Here is a 22,771-nt window from a genome sequence, read left to right on the forward strand (position 1 = left end):
CCCAAGAGAACTTAAAAATAGCAAAAGATAGTGCAGCTATATCTGATAATGTAAATAAAATAGCTAATGATATCTTAGAAGATGCTAGGAAGAAGAAGTTTTAAATGATAAGTTAAACCCATTATGGGTTTAACTTTATCTGATATAAGATTTTAAACAAACCCCATCTACATTTAACTCATAAGCCTTTTTAAGATTATTTTCTAAATTATTCAGTAAAAATAAAATTTTAGAATCAAACATATAAAATTCAGCCATTTTTGAAGCAATTTTTGCCAGATTCTCATCTTCTATTAAAATATATTTTGCTCCTAAAGCATTAGAAAGCAAAACCTCATTATCATTTTTAGCATATATGGCAAAATCCACCTTTTCTTCTTTTGCACTTTTTATATTTTGTTCATTATAATCAAAACAATTCACATTGGTTTTAATAAAAATATTTTCATAATGACTAAATTTTTGCATATTTATCAAAGGATGTCCAAAAATTAACATATTTTTTCCTTTATCTTTAAAAGACAATAATTTCTAAAACCACGGTTGAAAATTTTATAATCTTTTAATTCTTGTAGTTCATCATAAACCTCACTACCTTTATAAAGCAAAAACAAAGTATTTTCATCATAAAAACCATTTGAAATTTCAATCAAAGGTTTTATATCCATCAAAGCTCTTGAAGTAATTAAATCTGCTTTAAAGGACTGGTGATTTTGTATTTTTTCTTTTATAATGTTTATATTTTTTAAATTAAGTTCAGTTTTAATTACCCTTAGAAAAGAAGCTTTTTTAGCACTAGGCTCAAAAAGAAAAAATTCACTTTCTTGTAAAATACAGGCTAAAAATATCGCTGGAAAACCAGCCCCACTTCCAATATCTATAACCTTTTTTTTAAAACTTAAATCATAAAAGTCTAAAATTTTTATACTATCAATAATATTATCATCTATATTTTCAAGATGAGTTAGATTATGCACAGCATTAAATTTTTTCAATAAATTTTTATAGAGTATAATTTTTTTGAAAAAATCATCTTTATTGAAATTTTGCAAAAAATTTAATTGTTCTTCGTATTTTTTCAATTTAAATGTCCCATTTGTGTATGTTTAATTTCTAAATAGTCTTTATTAAAACGATTAGCTTCTATTAAAATAGGAATTCTTAAATTTACTTTTTCTTTTAAAGAACTAAGTTTTTCAGGATTATTAGTCAAAAGATTAATTTTAGAAATCTTATAATGTTTGAGTATAAAATTCACTATTTCATAACTACGCTCATCTGCTTTAAAACCTAATTGATGATTTGCTTCTATAGTATTAAAACCCTTATCTTGCAATGCATAGGCATTAATTTTATTAAAAAGCCCTATACCTCTTCCTTCTTGTCTTAGATAAATTACCATACCACCATGCTCTTGAATGTATTTTAAAGAAAAATCAAGCTGTTCTCCGCAATCACACTTTAAACTTCCCAAAACATCACCCGTTAAACATTCTGAATGAATTCTAATATTAACTTCTTTTTCTAATTTTCCTTTAAAAATACAAAGATGTTCTTTATCATTTTCTTTAAAACTTTGTATATTAAATTCTCCAAAACAAGTGGGAAGTTTTGCTATTTCAGAAATTTGAATAGTCATTATTTTACTTTACCTTTTTATAAAAAATATGCTAGAATTTAAGCAATTTTAACAAACAAAAAGGAAATTTATGTTTAAACGCTTTAGAAGATTAAGACTTAATGAGAATATTAGAAGCTTAGTAAAAGAAAATACCTTAAATTTAGACGATTTGATTTATCCCCTTTTTGTTGTAAATGGCATTAATATTAAAAATGAAATTACATCTATGCCAGGTGTATTTCAAATGAGCTTGGATGAAATTTTAAAAGAGTGTGAAGAGTTAGCTAATCTTGGTATTAAAGCGGTTATTTTATTTGGTGTACTGGAAAGTTCTAAAAAAGATAGCTGTGGCAGTGATGCATTAAGCGATGATGGTTTGATTGCTACAAGCCTAAGAACTATTAAGGCAAAATTTCCTGATTTAGTAGTAATTACTGATCTTTGTTTTTGTGAATATACCGACCATGGTCATTGTGGTATTATTGATCCAAAAAGTAAAAGTGTAGATAATGATTTAACCTTAGAAATTTCAGCCAAACAAGCCCTAATTCATGCAAAAAATGGTGCTGATATGATAGCACCAAGCGGTATGATGGATGGTATTATTGAAACTTTAAGAAAAACCTTAGATGAAAATGGTTTTGAAAATTTACCTATCATGGCCTATTCTACTAAATTTGCCTCAGCTTATTATGGGCCTTTTAGAGATGTGGCTGATTCTGCTCCAAGTTATGGAGATAGAAAAACCTATCAAATGGATTTTGCTAATGGTAAAGAAGCCTTATGTGAGAGCTTAGAAGATGAAAAACAAGGTGCTGATATTTTGATGGTCAAACCAGCGCTTGCGTATTTAGATGTAGTTAAAGATATAGCAAATCATTCCAAACTTCCACTTTGTGTGTATAATGTAAGTGGGGAATATGCTTTATTAAAAGCAGGTCAAAAAGCAGGCGTGATTGACTATGAAAAAATAGTGCTTGAAACTATGCTTGCTTTCAAAAGAGCAGGAGCTAAGCTTATTATAACCTATCATGCAAAAGAAATTGCAAAATTATTAAACAAATAAGGAGTAAGATTGAGTAGTCTAAGTAAAAAAAGCTCCCAAGATATTATCAACGAATTATCAAGCCATTTAGGCATAGAAAAACATAATCAAACCATATTTCATCTCACCCATATTAATGAAAAAGAAAAAAAATTAAGTCTAAAAAATGGTCATGAGTTAGCACCTGAACTATGGTTTATAATAGATGAAAATGATGATGTTAAGACTATGTTTTCTGTAAAAACCTTAATTGAGTTTTTACAAAATGCCAAAGAAATGCAAAAAGATAATTTTGAACTTAAACTAGAAAAGGCTATTTATCAACAAATTCCTATTGATTTTAACGATGTTTGGACAGTTGCTATGGATGAAATTAAACATCAAGTTGCTAAAGGTGTAAAAGAAGTAAATATTGATTTAGATCAATTAATTAACAATATTCATATAAAACATCCTAATTTATTTATTGATATGAAAGAAATGATGCAAAAGGTAAAACAAAATGAAAGATTATAAAAGCTTTGTTAAATACTCTAAAGCAGGCCCAAGATACACTTCTTATCCTACTGCAGTGGAGTTTAACACTCAGTTTAAATATGAAGATTATATACAAATTTTAAAAGATCAAAAAGCACAATTGTCTTTGTACTTTCATTTGCCTTTTTGCAGAAGTGCTTGTTATTTTTGTGGTTGTAATGTAATATATACCGCTAAAGAAGAAAGCAAAAAAAGATATTTAAACTATCTTTTTAAAGAGCTTGATCTTTTAGCAAATATCATCGATACTCAAAGAGAAGTAGCTCAAATGCATTTTGGTGGTGGTACACCTACATTCTTTTGCGCTAAACAATTACAAAGTTTGATTTTAAAAATAAAAAGCATTTTTCCAAATTTTACCCATAATAGCGAAGTAAGCTGTGAAATTGATCCTAGATTTTTAAATGAAGAACAAGCTGATGTTTTAATCCAAAATGGTTTTAATCGTATTAGTTTTGGTGTGCAAGATTTTGATGAAAAGGTTCAAAAGGAGATTCATAGAATTCAACCTTTTGAATTAACCAAAAATGCAGTAGATATGGTAAGAAAAAAGGGGATTAACTCAGTAAATATGGACTTAATCTATGGTCTTCCTTATCAAAGCCTAGAAAGTTTTAAGCAAACTTTAGAAAAAGCATTGCTAATCAATCCTGATCGTTTTGCTATTTTTAACTATGCACATGTGCCTTGGCTTAAAAAAAATATGAGAAAATTTGATGAAAGTACACTGCCAAGCCCTGATGTAAAACTTCAGATTTTAGAATACTGTGAAAAATTTTTAACTCAAAATGGTTATAAAATGATAGGAATGGATCATTTCGCAAAACCACAAGATGAACTTTTTAAAGCTTTAGAAAATGGTAGCTTGCATAGAAATTTCCAAGGCTATACTACAAAAGGTGGAACTGATTTAATTGGCATTGGCTTAACAAGTATAGGTGAAGGACAAAGACATTATATGCAAAATTTCAAAGACATGCCAAGTTACGAAAAAGCTATTGATGAGGGTAGATTACCTTGTGAAAAAGGTATTATGCTTGATGATGATGATGAATTAAGAAAAGCTGTTATTATGGAACTTATGAGTAATTTTGCCCTTAATATAAAAAATATAGAAAATAAATTTAAGATTGATTTTTTTGAATATTTTCAACAAGATTTAAAAGAGCTTGAGGAACTTAGCGAATTTGTTACTATAGATGAAAATTATATCAAAGTTAATGAAACAGGAGTACTTTTAATACGTAATATTGCTATGTGTTTTGATAAATATTTAAAACGCATTAGTGAAGATAAAAAAGTATTTTCTAAAACGGTTTAATATGCTAAATGTTAATGAAATTTCTAATGCTTGTGTAAAATGTGGCAAATGCATACCAGTTTGCACTATACATGAGATAAACCACGATGAGAGCACTTCTCCTCGTGGTTTTTTGGATTTAATTAGTGCTTATAAAAACCGAGAACTAGAACTTGATAAAAATCTTAAAAAAACTTTTGAATCATGTTTTTTATGTACAAATTGCGTTGAAGTTTGCCCAAGTCATTTAAGAGTAGATAGTGCTATTGAAAAAGTACGCTTTGATATAGCTCAAAAATTTGGCATAGCATGGTATAAAAAACTTGCTTTCTTTTTTTTAAGACACAGAAAAATTTTAGATATCCTAGCAAGATTAGGCTATGTTTTTCAAAGTTGTGCCTTTAGCTTGCAAGATAAAAATTTAGGAATGAAAGCTAAATTTAGCCTACCTTTAATCAAAAAAGATCGTTTGCTTCCTTCTTTAGCTAAAAAAAGTTTTTTAGCCTCTAATCCTGATTTTATAAGCAATCAAGGTGAAAAAACCATAGGTCTTTTTATAGGGTGTTTGTCTAATTATTCTTACACTAATACAGGTTTTGCTTTGCTTGAAATTTGTAAGCATCTTAAAATCAATGTGGATTTATTAAAAGATCAATCTTGTTGTGGCGCTCCTCATTATTTTACCGGAGATTTTAGCAGTGTAGAAAACTTAGCTAAAAAAAATATCATTTATTTTGAAGAAAAATTAAAAACACTAGATTATATTATTATCCCAGAAGCAACATGCTCTGCGATGATTAATATAGACTATGAACATTTTTTTCATATGCAAAATGATAAAGAATGGGCAATAAGAGCTAAAAATATTTCCAGTAAAATACTACTTGCAACAAAATATTTTTATGAATACACTAATTTAGAAGAACTTTTAAAAACAAAGAAAAAAATAAACACAAAAATTGCATATCATGATCCTTGCCATGCAAGAAAAATGCAAGGAGTTTTTAAAGAGCCAAGAGCTTTACTAAAGCAAAATTATATCTTTAAAGAACTTATCAAGTCAAATGAGTGCTGTGGTTTTGGTGGAGTTAGCATGCAAACGGATCATTATGAAAAAGCTTTGCAAGTTGGCATAAAAAAAGCTCAAAACATACAAAAAAGTGATATAGAGATCATTAGCGCAGAATGCTCAGCTTGTAGAATGCAAATTTCAAATGCATTAGAGCATGAAAAAATTTCTACACAATTTTTACACCCTTTAGAATTAATAGCAAAGTTACTTCAAGATTAATTTTTATTAATCTTGATTTTTTATATCTTCAATTTTTGATCTATTTTTTTCTATTAAAATTCTATTTTGTTCTATATTTTCGCTATTTTTTTTACACTCATTTTTTAAGATTTCTATATTCTTATATAAAATTTTCATTTTTCTTTCATAACGGTTAATTAGCAAAAACACTATGAATAAAAATAAAATCAAAATAGCCCAATTTAAAAATGCCATATTTCACCTTCCTAAAGATATATTAGTATTTTTTATCTTAAATTACAATTCTTTTTAAACTTGGAGAAAGTTTGACTAAAATTTCATAGTTAATTGTATTAAAAAAATTAGCCATAATATTTGCATCATTCATAACACAAATTACATCGCCACTATTTTCACAAGAAAAACTATCCATAGACATTTTTCCAAGTATTTTTTTTCCATTAGGAAGAAAAAAATCTTTTTTTCCATCATAACGTAAAAGTCCATCTGCATAACCTAAATCATAAGTTGCTATTACAAGATCTTCTTTTGCACTATACATTCCACCATAGCCAACGCTTTGGCCTTTTTTTAACACTCTTTGGCTTAATTTTTCAGCCCATAAACTCAAAACCTTGTGCAAGTTTTTGTTAAAATATGCGTAACCAAATTGCACAAGCCCTACTCTACAATACTCATCAATCTCTAAAGCATTTGCTCTAAATAAGGCTTCAGAATTATGAGAGTGAAACACTAAATTTTTAGCTTCTTCTCGCAATAAATTATAAATTATTTTTTTAGCATATTGGAATTTTTGCTTTTGCACAAAATAACTTGCATCTATTTCATCACTTCCTGCAAAATGCATCATTACTCCATGAAGGTGTAAACAGTTGTTTTTAAGTTTATATAAAGTTTCTTGAATTTCTTCAGGTAAAATTCCATTTCTATGCATATTTGTATCTATAACTAAATGAATTTTGGTATTTTTTTTGAGTTTTTTTATATCATTTTTATCATTTAAGGCATAAATAAATTTTTCACTTTCATCACCATGTGGATGATGAGATAAAATTAAGATATTATCAAAAATATTTTCAAGTTCTTTTGCTTCAGCTTCGTTTTTTACTGCTATAAAATTTATACCTTTTGCTCTAGCTATAGGAGCTAAAAGCTTAGCTCCATGTCCATAAGCATTATCTTTAAAAACACAGATTATTTTTTCATAACCTCCAGCCTTAGAAGCTATTAGATCAAGATTATACTCATAAGCCAAGCGATCGATTTTTATATAAGCCATTATTGCTCAGCTAAAATTTGCATTTTGTCTTCAACTAGCTTAACATAAAGAACTTTTTCCCCTTTGAATTTATAATTAGTACTACGATAGTCTTCATAAAACCCTATTCTAAAAATCTTTTCATTTTTTTCATTTGGATAAGGACTTATGCTAAGATCTGAAAATTTAATAGTTTTTTCTTCTTTTTTGGCAAAAATTCTTTCTTTGTTTTTTGCAAACTGCTCATATGAAAATTTATTTTTATGCTTGAATATATTTTTATCATAAAAAGACAAGTATTTATTGATATCACTTTTTTGCCAACTGTCTTTCCAAGCAAATAAATTTGCTAACAAAATAGCAACTTCTTCATGATTTGCTCTTACTTTATTTTTTTCTTCTGTCATTGCATAAGCTTTTCTATCAGCTACTAATTTATTAAAATCTTCTAGCAAATCATTTTGCACAGCAATGCAACCTCTAGTTTTATAAGTATCTAAACGCGTTCCATCTAAAGGATAACCATGAATCCAAATTCCCCCGCCTGTTTTACCTAAAGTTTTATCTAAAACATTTGGATAAGTTGTTGCAAAAGCAAATGGTCCATAATATGGATCACCAGGATAAAATTTCTTTCCAAGCTCATAAAAACCTATAGGAGTTTTTAAATCTCCTTCTATTTCTTTATCACCCGCTAAACCGGTTAAAACATCTTTTTGAATAAATTTCTTTTCTACTTTTCCATCATTATAATGATAAACTCTAATAATCTTATCGCTTTTATTAGTTAAAACGATTGCAACATTTTCTTCATAATAACCAAGGCTAACATTTTTATCTTTTATCTCATCAAGCCAAAAATCTTTTTTACTTAATTCTTGTTCTAGCACCTTTTCAACTGCATCAATGCCTTGATTTAAATAAATTTTTGCAAGATTATTTGCATTTGCAAATATGGCTAAACTAAATAATGCTAATATAATTTTAAACAATTTATACCTTTCTACTAAAATTTAAAACAACAAAGAGATAATTATAATATTTTTACAATAAATATATTTTTAATTTTTTCCGTGTATAATGTTTATAATTGATTAAAAAACAATAAAGGTAAAATAATGAAAAAATTACTTAGCTTAACTATATTAAGTGCTTTTGCTATCGCAAACGAAGTTACCATAAATGATCCTTATGTAAGACAAACTCCACCAAATTCTAAAACCACAGCATTTTTTTTAGAGCTTAAAAATAACTCTGATAAAGATATAAAACTAATAAAAGCTCAAAGCTCATTAAGTGACACGACTGAAATTCATGATCATATCGTGGAAAATGGTAAAAAAATGATGGTGCAAATTCCTCAAATTACTATAAAAGCAAAATCAAGCACTGAACTTAAACCAGGTGGTAAGCATATTATGGTATTAAATCTTAAAGAAAATATCACACCACAAACCAAAGCTAATTTAACGCTTTATTTTGATGATAATAGCACAATTGAATTAAAAGACATCAAGTCAAGAAATATTAAAAAATAATGAAAAATCTACTTGTCTTTGCTCTAGCTATAGTCTTTGCTATATGCGGGGCTTATTTTTATACTAACTCATCAAATTCTGGAAAAAAAAGAGAGCTAATCACCACTCTAACGCCTTTAACATGTGATCTAAACGTTCAAGAGTGTGAGTATAATTTTAAAGATAAAAAGGTATTAGTAAATTTAAATCCAAAACCTATAGCCGCATTAAACGAGCTTGATTTAAATATCACTAATTTAGGTAAGTTTAAAAAACTAAACGCTAGAGTTTATGGACTTAATATGTATATGGGAGATATTGTTCCACAATTTAAAAAAATCAACAACACTTACCATGCTAAATTAGTTTTAAGTTCTTGCACACTAGATGTAATGCGTTTTAGAATAGAACTTTTTGATGATGAAGCTCCACTAGGTTTTTATTTTGACTTTGATGTAAAAAGGTAAAATATGAAAAAAATAAATATTTTTTTATTAATTGTGGTAATTTTTGGGGTGTTTTTTATATCTGTACAGTATTTTGAAAATAACAAATACAATTTTCACTTAAATTCTGAAAAAGGCATGCTTAGTTTAAAAGATTTTATCGGTAAAAAATTGATTGTATATTTTGGCTATACATATTGTCCTGATGTTTGTCCTAGTGAGCTTGCCTTGATTGCTAATGTTTTAGAAAAAATGCCAAATAAAGAAAAAGCTCATGTAGTATTTATCTCACTAGATCCAGCAAGAGATAGCAATCTAACTCAAACTAGTCAATGGGTAAAATATTTTTATCCAAATTCTACAGCTTTAGTTGCTAAAGATGAAAAAGAATTAGAAAAAGTTACTAAAAATTATGGTGTGATATATGAAAAAATCAATCTTAAAGATTCTGCTATGGGATATTCTATAGCACATAGTGGTGAATTTTATCTGATCGATGAAAATGGAAAATTTATTAAAACCATCAAAGACATTAGCTATGAAAACTTTTTCAATGAAATTCAAAAATTCTTAAACGAATAAATTTTTATAATTTATTCGTTTCTTAGAGTATCTAAAATATCTACCTGAGTTGCTTTTTTGGCAGGATAATAAGAAGATAAACTCACTATCACAATAGCACCAAAAAGTGTAGCACAAAAATCAACTAAAGAAAGTTCTAATGGCAATTTACTCATACCATAAACATCACTTGGTAAAGAAATGATGTCAAAATTTCCAAGCACCCACAAAGCAATAGTTGCAAGAATCACACCTGCTACAATACCACTTCCACCTATTAAAAATCCTAAAGAAAAAAAGGTTTTTTTAATCTCTAATTTACTAGCTCCTAAGGAAAGCAATAAAGCTATTTCACTACGTCTATTCATCACTATCATCAACAAAGAGCTTACTATATTTAAACTTGCGACCAAAATAATCAGCATCAACACAATAAACAACGCCCTTTTTTCTAAAGCAAGTGCTGCAAAGAAATTCCCATTTTGTTCCCACCAACCTATGCTAGCATACCTTGCACCCAAAAAAGCTTCAATTTGCTTAATATCCTCAAAAGGTTTATTTGAATACACATGTACTCCATCATAATTTCCTTGGGGATATGATAAAATTTTAGCTAAGGCTTTAGCATCTGTATACATATAAGCTTTATCATAAGCTAGTAGTCCTGAAGAAAAATCAGCTTTAACATCAAATCTTTTAACCTGCGGGATAAGTGAAAGTCCACTAGCATTAAGATTAGAAAAAATTAGAGTTATCTTTTCATTATAATCAAGTCCAAATTCATCCTTTAAACCCTTGCCAATTAAAATATCAAAATTGTCTAATTTTTTATTTTCTAAAGCTTGCGCTACGACTTCATTAATTTTTTTTTCATCTTCAAAATTAACACCAAAAAGCATACCGCCTTCTAATTTTAAATCATTTCTTGCTATAACCTGAGTAGCAATATAAGGACTAAATAATAAATTTGGAAATTTAGCTCTTAATTCTTGCAATAATTTATCATCCACACTTGCTCCAAAACGTGGCAATATAGTGATAGGATAATTCATCGTAAAAAGTTTTCTTTCAAATTCTTTATCAAAGCCATTCATGATAGCCATTGCAACTAAAAGTACGCAAAGCCCTATACTTACACCTAAAAAAGCTAAAATTTTTGAAAGCATGATAAAAGGTTGATCTTTATCAAAACGCAAATATTTAAATAATAAATAACGAGGGATACTTTTTTGCATTTTCTACTCTTATCTTAATATTTTTTTAAGTATTTTAACTTGATTTTTATAAAAGCTAGCTTTGTATTTATTTAAGATAATATACAAAGGCACTATTATTGTGAAATTCAACTATAAATCTTAAAGGCAAAATTCTTACATAAGTTTCACTTTGTGCACTTGCTTGCTCGCTTTTTACAAAGTCTTTTACATCTATTTTTGAATTAAAAAAACAATCAATTAAATCATTTTTATGAGCATTTAAAAAGTTAAATTTATCTAACTTTGTCATTTTCTCTTCATCTACCATACCAAAATCATTGTGTACTAAAGACTTCAAGTCGCTTGGTGTATAAACTAACTCACAAGCATATTCTAAATTTTTATTTTTACTTTTAGTCATAGCCATAGAAATAGTTTCATTTTGATGATAGAGAATAAAATTTTTATTAGAGAGTTCTGCCCAAAATATAAATTCATCTTGGGCAGTAGCATTAAAAAATATAAGGATTAATAAGCAAACAATTCTTTCCACTTGTCAGCATCGATTTTAAGTTCTACATTTACTCTATAAAGACCATCTTTAAAGTCTTGATCAACTACACTTGCATTTTTAATCAAACCATTAACTTGTGCTGTGATGGTTGAACTTTTAAGCATAGCATCTTTTACTGTATCTTTACCATTAACTCTTACACCATATAACTTACTAGCTAATTGTCTATAAGCATCAGTGATTGCTGCTCTTTTAGCCAAAGCCAAAGCTTGACCAACAGAAACGGTATTTAAAGGAGCAATACCCTCACCCACCGCTGTAAAAGTTAGATCATTGTCTGTACTTGTATCATTTGCAAGCATTTTTTCTTCTCTAATGATATTACGCACATCATCTTTATCAACCTTTTGAATCACAACATCAGAACTTGAAGCTTGAGCAGCTTGAGTTTGATTTGGATTTACACCTCTTTGATCTAGTGCGCATGCACTAAAACCCAAAGCTAAACAAAACATAAAAACAACTTTTTTCATTTTTTACACCTTCAATTTATTTGATTTTGTTAAAACAGCAAAAAGCATTCCAAAAATTTTACTATTCTAAATTTAAATCCATATTAGTTTCAGCATCTAATTCCTCATCTTCTTCTTTAGGACATTTAGCAATGCTTACAACCTCATCGTTTTCAACATTAACAACAATTACACCACTTGTATTTCTACCTGCTTTTCTAATACTTTGCATATCAACGCGTATCATCTTACCACTGCTTGTTAATGCCATCAAATCCATACTTTCATCAACTATAACTATACCGATTAAGTCTTTTGTTTTAGCAGTAAGTTTCATACAGATAACACCTTTACCGCCTCTGCTTTGAAGTCTGTATTCTCCAGCATCAGTACGCTTGCCTATGCCTTTAGCACTTACGCTTAAGATTTCTTGGGCGTCATTTTCTATAACAACAGCACCCACAACCTCATCATCTTTTTCTTTAAATTTAATCGCAGTCACCCCTCTACTTACACGACCAATCTCTCTAACTTTAGCAAGTGGGAATTTAATACACATACCTTTTTTAGTTACCGCGAAAAGCATTTTACCACTAGTAATATTATCTAATTCTTCACTATTTTCACTACTTTCATTTTCTAGATTTTCATCTATTTCTAAATTTTCACTTGCATTTACATTTGCGATTTCATTTTCATCTCTTGCTACAATGATTGCAGTAACGAGCTCATCATTCTCATCTAAATTAATCGCCTTTACACCCACGCTTCTAATGTTTTGATACTCACTTAAATTTGTGCGTTTTACAATACCATTTTTCGTAAAGAAACACAATGATTTACTTTCATCAAAGTCAGTGGTTGGAATAATTGCCATAATTTTTTCATCTGCTTGTAGATTAATAAGATTAACCACGGCTTTACCTTTAGCAGTTCTACTTCCTTCAGGAATTTTATAAACTTTAAGCCAGTAAAGTTGTCCACGATCAGTAACAAACATCAAAGTATCATGTGTATTTGCTGTAAAGAAGCTTTCAATAAAATCATCATCATAAGTTGTAACCGCAACCTTACCTTTGCCGCCACGTTTTTGTTTTTCATATTGCTTACTTGGAACACGTTTAATATAACCACGATGGGTAATAGTAACTACCATGTTTTCATTTGGTATTAAATCTTCTATATCAATATCATCATAATCATCTTCAATTTGGGTGATTCTTGGCACATCAAATTTGGTTCTAATTTCTTTTAATTCATCTTTAATTAAATTTTCAAGTAAAGTCTCACTTTTTAAAATTTGATCAAGTCTTTCAATTTCTGCTAATAATTCTCTTAATTCATTGTCAATTTTTTCTCTTTCAAGTCCTGTTAAACGGCCTAATTTCATATCTAAAATCGCGTTTGATTGAAGCTCGCTTAAGCCAAATTTTTCCATCAATAAATTTTTAGCTGTTGGATTATCAGGAGAATTTTTAATCAAAGCTATCACTTCATCGATATTATCTAGTGCAATTTTCAAACCTTCTAAAATATGCGCCCTAGCTCTAGCTTTTTGCAATTCATAAATCGTTCTTCTAATAATTACAGTTTTTCTATGATTTAAGAACAAATTTAAAAGCTCGATTAAAGAAAAAACTTTTGGTTCTTTGTTATGTATAGCAAGCATAATCACGCCAAAAGTACTTTCCATGGTGGTAGATTTAAAAAGATTATTCAACACAATCTCACTCATAGCATCGCGTTTTAGTTCAATCACCACGCGAATTCCTTCTCTATCACTCTCATCTCTAACTTCAGCAATACCTTCGATTTGTTTTTCTTTAGCAAGTTCAGCAATTTGCTCTATTAATCTTGCTTTGTTAGTTTGATAAGGAAGTTCATCTATGACGATAATATCTTTATTAGATCTTTTTTCAATATGGGTTTTTGCTCTTACTTTTACCCTACCACGACCTGTACGGTAAGCTTCTATAATACCTTTTTTACCAAAGATAATACCACCGGTTGGAAAATCAGGGCCTTTGATAAAATGCATGATTTCTTCTAAGCTTGCATTTTTATTGTCAATTAAATAAAGCAAACCATCAATAAGCTCATTCAAACTATGCGGAGGAATATTAGTAGCCATACCTACTGCAATACCACTTGAACCATTAAGTAGTAAATTTGGCACCCTAGCAGGTAAAACATCAGGTTCACTCATAGAATCATCATAATTTGGTATAAAATCAACTGTGTCTTTTTCTATATCACGTAAAAGTTCTTCAGCTAAAATCGTCATCCTAGCTTCAGTATAACGCATCGCAGCAGCACCATCACCATCAATAGAACCAAAGTTTCCTTGCCCATCCACACTTGGATAACGCATAGAAAAATCTTGCGCCATTCTTACTAAAGCATCATATACAGCTGTATCACCGTGTGGATGGTATTTACCGATTACATCACCCACTATACGTGCTGATTTTTTGTAAGCACTACGACTTCCAACACCTAAATCATTCATAGCATATAAAATTCTTCTATGAACAGGTTTAAGCCCATCTCTAGCATCAGGCAAAGCACGGCCTATAATAACACTCATAGAATAATCTAAATAACTACTTTTTATAGAACTTTCTATATCTATATTTTCAATATCTGAATCTTTAGTAAAAATATTTTCCATAAAAATCCTTAAAATTAATGCCTATATTGTATCAAATTTTGCATTAGCTAAAACTAAAGCAAAAAGCACTTCGATATTATTTTTTTCTAAAAACTCTTTTGCTTCAAGCAAACTTAAACCCGTAGTTACCACATCATCTACTAAAATTACAGGGTATTTTGGACACTTTAAAAGCTTATAAGTTCTTTTATTATCTTTGCGAAATTGCAAACTTTTTCCACTATATTTAAATTCTGAATTAGCTTGTAAAGTATGATACATAGGCTTTATAAATTGAGTTTTTAAATGTTTAGTTAAAATAGCAGTATGAGAGTAATTTTTATATGTTTTATCATCTAAAGCTATGGCATTAATTTCACAAGAGGGTTGAAAAAAATCTTTAAATTTAGCAAAGCTTAATTTTGCAAGCGCATTTAAAACAAAATATCCTTGAAATTTGTGTTTAAAATAAATTAGATGTTTAATTTGCTCATATTGATAAAAATAATAAACTTTAAAATTTCCCTCAAGTTCTCTTATACCCAAAGAATATTCTAAAAGCTCTTCCTTGCAAGCTGGACAAAAGCTCGCAAAGGAAAATCCATGGCAATTAAAACACCTCACAAAGAACTAATGATATCTGCGGATTTATTAGCCACTTGTTTAATAAGAAGCTGAGTGAAAAAAGGTAAATCTTTTATATTATAAAAACCTTTAACTTCTTGTTTGGTTTTGATATTAATAGTTTTACTAGTGTTAATATCTTTTAATGTTAGCTGACTAGCAATAATTGAAAATAAAGAATTAGAATCAAATTTAGAGTAAAAATCGTTAAAACTTAAATCTACCCTTAAAACATAAGGAGAATCTTGTGTATTTTCGACCACCACTATACCTCTATTTTCTAATTCTTCTTTTAAAAACACATAAAAATAGTAGTTAAAATTTTCATTAATATAATAATTATATCCATTAGAAGAAGCATATTTCAAATTCTCATTTAAATCATACACTCTGTGAATATATACTTTTTTCAAAGAAACACTTTTGTCTATTGTTCTTTTGTTGCCACAATATTTTAGCCCAACATCGCTAATATATAAAAGACCTTTTATTTTTGCCTCATAAGCCTTAGAATTAGAAGGTTCATAGCACTCTGCTTGAACTTTTATAACCTCATTAACTCTTGCAATACTTTGATTTTTTGAATTTACCGCACAAGCACTAAAAAACAAAGCCAAGATAAATACAAATAATTTTTTAAACATCTTATTTCCTTTAGGAATTATCTCTTAATTTTTTAAAACAGCAAAAATTATACCAAAAACATATAAAATTTACTAAAACTTACTTTTTTTCACACAAGAAGAATTTTATATAAAAAAAATTATATAAAAATTGACATTTAAATGAAAATTCATTTAGAATATGTTACAAAACTACAATATTTTAAAGGAGTTGTTAAATGAGTTCAAATACAAAAACACTCATAGTCATTGCTGATTTGGTGTTATTTATCGCTTTGCTTTACTTTTCCCCTTTTGGTGAAACCAAAGTGAATCAAGGCTTATCTTTATTAATCTTTATCGCCGTTTTATGGCTTAGCGAGGCTTTACATGTTACTATTACAGCTATTTTAGTACCTGTTTTAGCAGCAATTTTAGGATTATTGCCTACCGCTAAAGCTTTAACTGGCTTTGCTGATTCAAATATCTTTTTATTTTTTGGTGGCTTTGCTCTAGCAGCAGCTATGCATCATCAAAAATTAGACAAACTGATCGCACATAAAATTTTAACATTAGCAAAAGGGCATTTAGGCCTTTCTAGTTTGTATATTTTTATCACTACTGCATTTTTGTCTATGTGGATGAGTAATACTGCAACCGCAGCTATGATGCTTCCACTTGCCATAGGTATGCTAGCTTCACTTGATCCAGAAAAAGATAGAAATACTTATGTTTTTATCCTTTTAGGTATAGCTTTTAGTGCAAGTATAGGTGGTATAGGCACTATAGTGGGAACTCCGCCAAATGCTATTGTTGCTACCCAATTACACATTAGTTTTGCACAGTGGTTAAAATATGGTATTCCTATTGTTTTAATCTTCTTACCTGCAATGATTTTAATTTTGTATTTTATGTTCAAACCTAAATTTAATCTACAAGTTGATTTACACACTGAAAATATAGAACTTACAAGACCTAGAATCATTACCTTAATAATCTTTTTAGTGGTTGCTCTATCTTGGATTTTTAGTGGCAATATAGGTCCTATCATTACAAGTATTTTTGGACATAAAATAGCAAATCTTGATGCGATTATCGCCCTACTTGCAGCTGTTTTAGTATGTGCTTTTAAGGTGATTGATTGGAAGAATATACAAAAAAATACCGATTGGGGTGTATTAATGCTCTTTGGTGGAGGTATTACTCTAAGTGTAGTACTAAAAGATTCAGGTGCTAGCAAGGTTATGGCTGATACTATTATTTCATTTATAGAAAATGGACATTTATTTGTTATAGGTTTAATCGTAGCCTTTTTTATAGTATTTTTAACAGAATTTACCTCAAACACCGCTTCAGCAGCCTTGCTTGTGCCTTTATTTATCTCTATAGCAGATACTTTAGGTGTTCCTGCTTTAGGACTTGCTTTAATCATTGCCATTGGTGCTTCTTGTGCTTTCATGCTACCAGTTGCTACACCACCAAATGCTATAGTTTTTGGTACAGGACATATTAAACAACAAGAAATGGTAAAAGTTGGTATTATATTAAACATCTTTTGCTCAATCGCGCTTGCGGTGATTGCATATTTCTTCTGGCTATAATCTTTTAGTCCTTTTGGACTAAAAGATCTTTACATCTTAAAATATATTTTTTTACATTTTCGCTTTTATACAAAGCTTCTCTTATACATATACCTGCTAAATTTAAATCTTTTAAGTAGTTTATAGTTTGAGTATTTATGCCACCTATGGCATAAATGGGTATTTTTGAAACTTCTAATAAATCTTTTAAATTTTTTATACCTTTTGGAGCCAAATCAGTCTTACAAGAGCTTTTAAATACATGCCCAAAAAAAGCATGACTTACTTTAAGCTTATAAGCTAAATCTAATTCTTCTTTAGAATGGATGGAAGTACCCAAAAGCTCAAATTTTTTATAGCTTTGTGGGTAATTTTGTAAAACAAATAAAGGAGCATGAAAAAATTGATGATTTAATTTTAAACAAGCTTCATAATGATAATGCAAAAAGCAAATCTTTTGAGTTTTATTAAAAATTTTTAATACTTCCTTGGCTAATTTAGCGTATTCTAACTCATCTAAATGTTTTTCTCTAAGTACCAAAGCATCAATACTACTTTGACTTAGTTTTTCAATAAAATTTAAAAAATCTCCTTGCGTATTTTGACTATCACTAATAGCAATAATTTTTTTATCCCACATAAATACTATCGCTCATTATAGCTTGTAAATTTGCATTTTTTAGCATAACTAAAACCTCATCAACACTACGCATATCACTAATTTGAAACTGATCATCGCCTTTTTTATCGCCTTGATGCCCACCCACTCCCACACTCACACCTGCACTCATTTTAGTAGCTCCAAGTTTAATAACCCCGTCTCTAAATCCTACTCTTTCACGCGTAGAAATCGTAATACTTGCAAAAGGCAAAAACAATCTATAAGCACATAAAACTTGCAAAAGTCTTGTTTCGCTTACGTCTTTTGGATGAATTTTTTTATTATTAATAATAGGTCTTAGTCTAGGGATAGACAAAGCTATTTCAGCATGAGGGTATTTTTGTTGTAAAAAATACGCATGTAAAGCCGTGGCAAAAGCATCTCTTCTAAAATCATCTATACCAAGTAAAGCTCCAAAAGCAACCCCTCTCATACCCGCTTTTAACGCTCGCTCTTGTGCATGAAAACGATACTCAAATACACTTTTTTCACCTTCAATATGAATTTTAGAATAAGTTTTTTGATTATAAGTTTCTTGATAAACACTTACATATTCACAACCCTTTTCATGAAGCAGTGCATACTCATCTACATTCATAGGATAAACTTCAATCCCAACGACTTTAAAATACTCTTTTGCTATTTCACAAGCTTTGGCAAGATATTCTACGCTAGCATATTCCCTGCCCTCGCCTGTTAAGAGTAAAATTTCTTCCAAGCCACTTTTTTTAATCTCTTGCATTTCTTTGTGAATTTCAGCCTCATTTAGCTTAGCTCTTTTAATATTATTTCCTTTTTGAAATCCACAATAAGTGCATTTGCTATTGCAAAAATTAGAAAGATATAAAGGTGTAAAAAGCAAAATGGAATTTCCAAAATATTTTTTAGTAATCTTGCTTGATTTTTGTGCTAAATCTTCTATGAAATCTTCTGCTGCACCTGAAAGTAAGACTTTTAAATCTTCTATGTTAAGATAATCCTTAACTAAAGCTTGTTTTACATCAAAAGCGCTAAATTTACTTTCATCAAAATTTTCAACTTCCTTTAAAACCTTAGTTAAAATTTCACTTTCAATACTTTGCATATGAGGATATTTTTGCATTTTAATCTCTTAAAAAACCACTCAAAGGCGAGCTTGCACTTGGCGTGCTTTCATTTGCTATGCCTGCTAAATACGCATTATATCCTGCCTCTATAGCCAAAGCAAAAGCCTTTGCCATTTTTGCGACATCTTTAGCTTGGGCTATGGCAGTATTTGCCATCACTGCGCTTACTCCCATTTGCATAGCTTCGCAAGCTTGTGCGGGATTTCCTATGCCCGCATCCACTATAATAGGCAAGTTAATTTCATTAAGTAAAATTTGTATAAATTCTTTAGTTTTTAAGCCTTTATTGCTTCCTATAGGAGCCCCAAGAGGCATTATAGCAGCAGCTCCCGCACTTGCCATAGCGCGCGCTGCGTATAAATCAGGATACATATAAACCAAAGGCGTAAAACCCTCATTTGCTAAAAGTTCCGCTGCTTTTATACTTTCATAATTATCCGGTAATAAATATTTACTATCGCTAATTACTTCAACCTTGATCATATCTCCACAACCAAGCTCTCTTGCAAGTCTTGCTATACGCAATGCCTCATTAGCATTTCTTGCACCTGAAGTATTTGGTAAAAGCTTAATATGCTTTGGGATAAAATCAAGTATATTTTCTATGCCTTTATCATTTACCCTACGCAAAGCTAAGGTAATAATCTCAACTTTTGCCTCTTCAATGGCTGATTTTATAAGATCAAAAGAAAATTTTCCAGAACCTAAAATAAACCTAGAATTAAACTCATATTTTCCTATTTTTAATTTTTCCATTACTCACTCGCTAAAAGTTCTAAAACTAAATTTGCTTGATGTCCTGCACAAATATTTACACGCGGTGCCATAAGTCCATTGCCTACTTTTGCCTCATTTTTTAAATCACCGCAAACATAAAAGTTTTTTGCTATTTTTCTTGTTTGTATGCTGTTACTATCGCCATATCCTGCTAAGCCAGAAGCACAAATTAATGTTTTTTGAGGATAGTATTGGTGAAAATTTTGCGCTAAAAGGGCTTTGTATTTTGCATTATCAAAGGCTTCACAAACTATATCATCATTTATAAAAAGTTCGGCTATATTTTCTTTTTCTATTTTTAAAACTTGTGCAAATACTTCTATAAAAGGATTAATCTTACTAATTTGATCTTTTAAAGCTTCAGCCTTAAATTTACCCAAATCTTCCACTATATAAGCTTGGCGGTTAAGATTGCTTGGTTCCACCACATCAAAATCAATCAAATGAAGCCTACCAACCCCACTTCTTGCTAAATTTATAGCTATATGCGAACCAAGCCCACCAAGCCCACACACCGCTACACTTGCCTTTTTAAGTTTATCATGAAGCTTTGGAGTGTGTCTTGCCCTCATCATCGCATCAAGAGCTTCATATGGGGGTAAAGTATTTTTTTCTATACAAAAAAGCTCATCATTTTCTTTTAGTTTCAAACTTTCTTTTGTCGCAAAACCATTGATTATCCATACATCATTTTCATTTTTACTCACACTTTGAAAAAAATCCAAAGTATTTTTAAAATGCGTGTCTATCACGCTACCATTAAATTTAATTCTCATCAACCACCACCTACAAAAGTAACAATTTCTGCTTTATCATTTTCTTTTAAAATTAAATTTTCAAATTTATCCCTTGGGATAATTTCTCCGTTTAATTCTAAAGCGATAAATTCTATTTTTAATTGCTTTTCTTTAATATAATCCATAAATCTAAGCTCTTTTAACTCAAGCTTTTGCCCATTGATAATCATTTGAAACCTTTTATCTATTTTACTTAAAATACTTAATCGCTTGCACTATTATAATTAAATCTTAAAATGATAGCTTCTTTTATCTCCCCAATATCAATAGCATCTTCTAAATTATAACCAAGTCTCAAAAGTAAAATTTCCAAATCTTTTTTAAATTTTATTTTTGTAGGTTTATTATGATAGTTTCATTTCTAGCTTTTCTTATTTGACTTAGCTTTGTCTTAAGATGTTCTTTGGTGCCAAAACTTGGCAAGGGTTGATTTTTATATATTTTTTTATCTTTAAATATATAAGCAAATTCACTCCAATGATCTATCAATATCTCTTCTAAATCAATCAAACAAAAATCATCAAAAATTTGCCAAGTACTATTATATTCATCTATTTTTTGCATCTCTTTTTAACTTTTTTTAAAAGATTTTTCAAAGCAGGATTAAAAACTTCTTCACTAGATTTAAACCAATCATCATCTAACTTATTATGCAAATTTGCTATTTTTACTGCTAAAGTACTTCTTAGAGCATTTTCATAACATTGTAAAAGTAAAAAATTTGCTTGATGATTTTTTCGTCTTTTGGAATAAATTTTCATAATTAGCTCAAACAAATCTTCACATTTTTGATTTTTTTCTAAAATCTTTTGTGCTTCTTTGCAAGCTCCCCACAAATATCCAAAATGCAAAACATTGATCCCTTGTATCATTCTAAATTTAAAATCACATTTTAATTTAAAATTGATAAATAGCTTTTCTATTTTTTCATAGCTACTTACATCAAGCTCAAAAGACATTTTACTTCCTATTAATTCCATTTTAAAAAATTAATGATATAATTTTAGAAGTTTAGAGGGCTAACTTGCCGGTAGCTGCAAGGTACTCTTAAATGAGAGGCTACTCTAAATTCCTATTACATCCATGTTTTCTCCTAGTTAAAATTTTCTATCAAATCCTTAAAAACTAAATACAATTTTTCAAGCTCTTCTATACTTACTCTTTCATCAATAGCATGAATTCTATCATTGCACACGCCAAATTCTACTACCTTCACACCAAACTCAGCAAAATATCTTGCATCGCTTGTGCCACCTTTGGTGTTAAGTTCTGGCACTACTTGAGTGATTTTTTGCACACTTTCATTTAGTTTTTGTACGATTTTAGAATCACTTTGTGTTAAAAAAGGCTTTGAACTTTGATCCAAGCACAACTCATAATCAAGCCCTTCGCAAGTCTTTTCTACATAAGCTTTTACATCTTCTAAGCTAGTTTGTGGAGAATTTCTCACATTAAACATCAATTTTAAATCACTTGGAGTTACATTACACACTTCCATACCACCGCGTATATCAGTAATAACGATTTTAGATGGTGCAAATACCTCATCACCTGGATCAAGATCAAATCCTGCTAAAAATTTCAAAGCAGAAGCAAAATTATGCACAGGATTAATGCATTTTTGCGGGTATGCTACATGGCCTTGCCTACCTTTGATAAGTAATTTTGCATTGATAGAACCACGACGCCCTATTTTAATACTATCTCCAAATTTTTTATCACAAGTTGGCTCAGCAACCACAGCAAAATCAGGTAGCATATCTTTTTCTTGCATAAATTTAAGCACTTCAAGCGTGCCAAATTTAGCCTCACCTTCTTCATCGCTTGTTAAAATTAATGAAATTCTTCCTTTAAAATTTTCTACTTCCTTAACCGCACACATAAAAGCAGCCACGCCACTTTTCATATCTTGCGCGCCTCTTACATAGATAAACCCATCTTTTTCTAAAGGCTCAAAAGGATCACTACTCCAACCCTCTCCCGCAGGCACTACATCCACATGCCCGCCAAAAGCCAAATGTTCCCCATCATCACTAAATTTTTTAGTCAGCAAAAGATTTTTCACACCTTCTTTTTCTATAAAAAAAGCTTCAAAATCACTTAACTCCACTGCGATATAATTTAACGCTCCATCATCATCTGGGGTGATGGATTTAAATTTGCTCAATTCTTTAAAAATTTCAACTACTTGCAT

28 protein-coding genes are annotated in these 22,771 nt (G+C 29.6%); 8 read left to right on the top strand and 20 right to left on the bottom strand.

Annotated elements, in window-relative coordinates; all coding sequences use genetic code 11:
- Positions 1-135: 135 nt before the first annotated feature.
- Genes ACOTVC_RS06770 through ribA form a run of 3 tightly spaced genes read right to left on the bottom strand, consistent with a single transcriptional unit; the run spans position 136 to position 1,639 of the window.
- A complete protein-coding gene (locus ACOTVC_RS06770) occupies positions 136-498 on the bottom strand; it encodes a hypothetical protein (RefSeq protein WP_087684800.1) in 363 nt (120 codons plus the stop codon).
- A complete protein-coding gene (gene rsmG, locus ACOTVC_RS06775; RefSeq protein ID WP_087684799.1) occupies positions 492-1,082 on the bottom strand; it encodes a 16S rRNA (guanine(527)-N(7))-methyltransferase RsmG in 591 nt (196 codons plus the stop codon). Before rsmG ends, ACOTVC_RS06770 begins: the two co-directional genes overlap by 7 nt.
- Entirely contained in the window at positions 1,079-1,639 is a 561-nt protein-coding gene (ribA, locus tag ACOTVC_RS06780; RefSeq protein WP_087684798.1) for a GTP cyclohydrolase II, read from the bottom strand. The genes rsmG and ribA overlap by 4 nt, the downstream gene beginning before the upstream one ends.
- Positions 1,640-1,709: 70 nt before the next feature.
- Here ribA and hemB point away from each other — a divergent pair, with 70 nt between their 5' ends.
- Genes hemB through ACOTVC_RS06800 form a run of 4 tightly spaced genes read left to right on the top strand, consistent with a single transcriptional unit; the run spans position 1,710 to position 5,794 of the window.
- On the top strand, positions 1,710-2,687 hold the full coding sequence (gene hemB / locus ACOTVC_RS06785; protein ID WP_214116859.1) for a porphobilinogen synthase: 978 nt from the start codon (positions 1,710-1,712) through the stop codon (positions 2,685-2,687).
- A gap of 9 nt (positions 2,688-2,696) precedes the next feature.
- Positions 2,697-3,182, top strand: coding sequence for a DUF2603 domain-containing protein (locus tag ACOTVC_RS06790; RefSeq protein WP_214097878.1), 486 nt, complete (start codon positions 2,697-2,699; stop codon positions 3,180-3,182).
- Positions 3,169-4,524 (top strand): oxygen-independent coproporphyrinogen III oxidase, encoded by a 1,356-nt coding sequence (gene hemN / locus ACOTVC_RS06795; protein WP_214116857.1) that lies wholly within the window; start codon positions 3,169-3,171, stop codon positions 4,522-4,524. Before ACOTVC_RS06790 ends, hemN begins: the two co-directional genes overlap by 14 nt.
- Before the next feature lies 1 nt (position 4,525).
- On the top strand, positions 4,526-5,794 hold the full coding sequence (locus tag ACOTVC_RS06800; RefSeq protein WP_214116855.1) for a (Fe-S)-binding protein: 1,269 nt from the start codon (positions 4,526-4,528) through the stop codon (positions 5,792-5,794).
- A 6-nt stretch (positions 5,795-5,800) separates the two neighbouring features.
- Here ACOTVC_RS06800 and ACOTVC_RS06805 read toward each other — a convergent pair whose 3' ends face one another.
- Genes ACOTVC_RS06805 through ACOTVC_RS06815 form a run of 3 tightly spaced genes read right to left on the bottom strand, consistent with a single transcriptional unit; the run spans position 5,801 to position 8,047 of the window.
- Positions 5,801-6,010: a hypothetical protein gene (locus ACOTVC_RS06805; protein WP_039618841.1), complete on the bottom strand. Its 210-nt coding sequence runs from the start codon at positions 6,008-6,010 to the stop codon at positions 5,801-5,803.
- Positions 6,011-6,047: 37 nt separating this feature from the next.
- The gene (locus ACOTVC_RS06810) at positions 6,048-7,055 is read right to left on the bottom strand and encodes an alanine racemase (protein ID WP_087690185.1); all 1,008 of its coding nucleotides are present in this window, start codon (positions 7,053-7,055) and stop codon (positions 6,048-6,050) included.
- Entirely contained in the window at positions 7,055-8,047 is a 993-nt protein-coding gene (locus tag ACOTVC_RS06815) for a L,D-transpeptidase family protein (protein ID WP_052241420.1), read from the bottom strand. The genes ACOTVC_RS06810 and ACOTVC_RS06815 overlap by 1 nt, the downstream gene beginning before the upstream one ends.
- A 105-nt stretch (positions 8,048-8,152) precedes the next feature.
- On the opposite strand from ACOTVC_RS06815, the gene ACOTVC_RS06820 reads away from it, so the two are divergent.
- Genes ACOTVC_RS06820 through ACOTVC_RS06830 form a run of 3 tightly spaced genes read left to right on the top strand, consistent with a single transcriptional unit; the run spans position 8,153 to position 9,579 of the window.
- The gene (locus ACOTVC_RS06820; RefSeq protein WP_087690188.1) at positions 8,153-8,572 is read left to right on the top strand and encodes a copper chaperone PCu(A)C; all 420 of its coding nucleotides are present in this window, start codon (positions 8,153-8,155) and stop codon (positions 8,570-8,572) included.
- Positions 8,572-9,018: a hypothetical protein gene (locus ACOTVC_RS06825; protein WP_214116281.1), complete on the top strand. Its 447-nt coding sequence runs from the start codon at positions 8,572-8,574 to the stop codon at positions 9,016-9,018. The genes ACOTVC_RS06820 and ACOTVC_RS06825 overlap by 1 nt, the downstream gene beginning before the upstream one ends.
- A gap of 3 nt (positions 9,019-9,021) precedes the next feature.
- A complete protein-coding gene (locus ACOTVC_RS06830) occupies positions 9,022-9,579 on the top strand; it encodes an SCO family protein (RefSeq protein WP_214099565.1) in 558 nt (185 codons plus the stop codon).
- Between the two features lie 11 nt (positions 9,580-9,590).
- Here the strand turns inward: ACOTVC_RS06830 and ACOTVC_RS06835 are convergent, their stop codons facing one another.
- The 6 genes from ACOTVC_RS06835 to mapA all read right to left on the bottom strand — a co-directional run bounded on the left by ACOTVC_RS06835 (position 9,591) and on the right by mapA (position 15,698).
- The gene (locus ACOTVC_RS06835; protein WP_214116283.1) at positions 9,591-10,793 is read right to left on the bottom strand and encodes an ABC transporter permease; all 1,203 of its coding nucleotides are present in this window, start codon (positions 10,791-10,793) and stop codon (positions 9,591-9,593) included.
- Positions 10,794-10,860: 67 nt separating this feature from the next.
- On the bottom strand, positions 10,861-11,307 hold the full coding sequence (locus ACOTVC_RS06840) for a hypothetical protein (RefSeq protein ID WP_087684791.1): 447 nt from the start codon (positions 11,305-11,307) through the stop codon (positions 10,861-10,863).
- Entirely contained in the window at positions 11,283-11,801 is a 519-nt protein-coding gene (locus tag ACOTVC_RS06845) for an LPP20 family lipoprotein (protein ID WP_039641979.1), read from the bottom strand. Before ACOTVC_RS06845 ends, ACOTVC_RS06840 begins: the two co-directional genes overlap by 25 nt.
- A gap of 61 nt (positions 11,802-11,862) precedes the next feature.
- Positions 11,863-14,451, bottom strand: a complete 2,589-nt coding sequence (gene gyrA / locus ACOTVC_RS06850; RefSeq protein ID WP_039641981.1) for a DNA gyrase subunit A — start codon at positions 14,449-14,451, stop codon at positions 11,863-11,865.
- A gap of 21 nt (positions 14,452-14,472) precedes the next feature.
- The gene (locus tag ACOTVC_RS06855) at positions 14,473-15,054 is read right to left on the bottom strand and encodes a ComF family protein (RefSeq protein WP_214116284.1); all 582 of its coding nucleotides are present in this window, start codon (positions 15,052-15,054) and stop codon (positions 14,473-14,475) included.
- On the bottom strand, positions 15,051-15,698 hold the full coding sequence (gene mapA / locus ACOTVC_RS06860) for an outer membrane lipoprotein MapA (protein ID WP_039641984.1): 648 nt from the start codon (positions 15,696-15,698) through the stop codon (positions 15,051-15,053). The genes ACOTVC_RS06855 and mapA overlap by 4 nt, the downstream gene beginning before the upstream one ends.
- A gap of 197 nt (positions 15,699-15,895) precedes the next feature.
- On the opposite strand from mapA, the gene ACOTVC_RS06865 reads away from it, so the two are divergent.
- The gene (locus ACOTVC_RS06865; protein WP_039618862.1) at positions 15,896-17,257 is read left to right on the top strand and encodes a DASS family sodium-coupled anion symporter; all 1,362 of its coding nucleotides are present in this window, start codon (positions 15,896-15,898) and stop codon (positions 17,255-17,257) included.
- Positions 17,258-17,261: 4 nt separating this feature from the next.
- Here ACOTVC_RS06865 and ACOTVC_RS06870 read toward each other — a convergent pair whose 3' ends face one another.
- The 8 genes from ACOTVC_RS06870 to dapE form a co-directional block, all read right to left on the bottom strand.
- Positions 17,262-17,876, bottom strand: a complete 615-nt coding sequence (locus ACOTVC_RS06870; protein WP_039618864.1) for a thiamine phosphate synthase — start codon at positions 17,874-17,876, stop codon at positions 17,262-17,264.
- Positions 17,866-18,999: a 2-iminoacetate synthase ThiH gene (gene thiH / locus ACOTVC_RS06875; protein WP_421628087.1), complete on the bottom strand. Its 1,134-nt coding sequence runs from the start codon at positions 18,997-18,999 to the stop codon at positions 17,866-17,868. The genes ACOTVC_RS06870 and thiH overlap by 11 nt, the downstream gene beginning before the upstream one ends.
- Position 19,000: 1 nt before the next feature.
- Positions 19,001-19,759: a thiazole synthase gene (locus ACOTVC_RS06880; protein WP_087690201.1), complete on the bottom strand. Its 759-nt coding sequence runs from the start codon at positions 19,757-19,759 to the stop codon at positions 19,001-19,003.
- Positions 19,759-20,559, bottom strand: a complete 801-nt coding sequence (gene thiF / locus ACOTVC_RS06885; protein ID WP_214099571.1) for a thiamine biosynthesis protein ThiF — start codon at positions 20,557-20,559, stop codon at positions 19,759-19,761. Before thiF ends, ACOTVC_RS06880 begins: the two co-directional genes overlap by 1 nt.
- Complete coding sequence (thiS, locus tag ACOTVC_RS06890; RefSeq protein WP_039618872.1) at positions 20,556-20,747, bottom strand: sulfur carrier protein ThiS; 192 nt, start codon at positions 20,745-20,747, stop codon at positions 20,556-20,558. The genes thiF and thiS overlap by 4 nt, the downstream gene beginning before the upstream one ends.
- A 157-nt stretch (positions 20,748-20,904) precedes the next feature.
- Complete coding sequence (locus ACOTVC_RS06895; protein WP_257935933.1) at positions 20,905-21,141, bottom strand: hypothetical protein; 237 nt, start codon at positions 21,139-21,141, stop codon at positions 20,905-20,907.
- Positions 21,129-21,536 carry a hypothetical protein gene (locus tag ACOTVC_RS06900; RefSeq protein WP_421628090.1) on the bottom strand — a complete coding sequence of 136 codons (408 nt, stop codon included), beginning with the start codon at positions 21,534-21,536 and terminating at the stop codon, positions 21,129-21,131. The genes ACOTVC_RS06895 and ACOTVC_RS06900 overlap by 13 nt, the downstream gene beginning before the upstream one ends.
- A gap of 134 nt (positions 21,537-21,670) precedes the next feature.
- Positions 21,671-22,771: a succinyl-diaminopimelate desuccinylase gene (gene dapE, locus ACOTVC_RS06905; RefSeq protein ID WP_421628091.1), complete on the bottom strand. Its 1,101-nt coding sequence runs from the start codon at positions 22,769-22,771 to the stop codon at positions 21,671-21,673.

Source organism: Campylobacter sp. GB48 (genome assembly GCF_049221845.1).
GTDB classification, from domain to species: Bacteria; Campylobacterota; Campylobacteria; order Campylobacterales; family Campylobacteraceae; genus Campylobacter_D; species Campylobacter_D lari_C.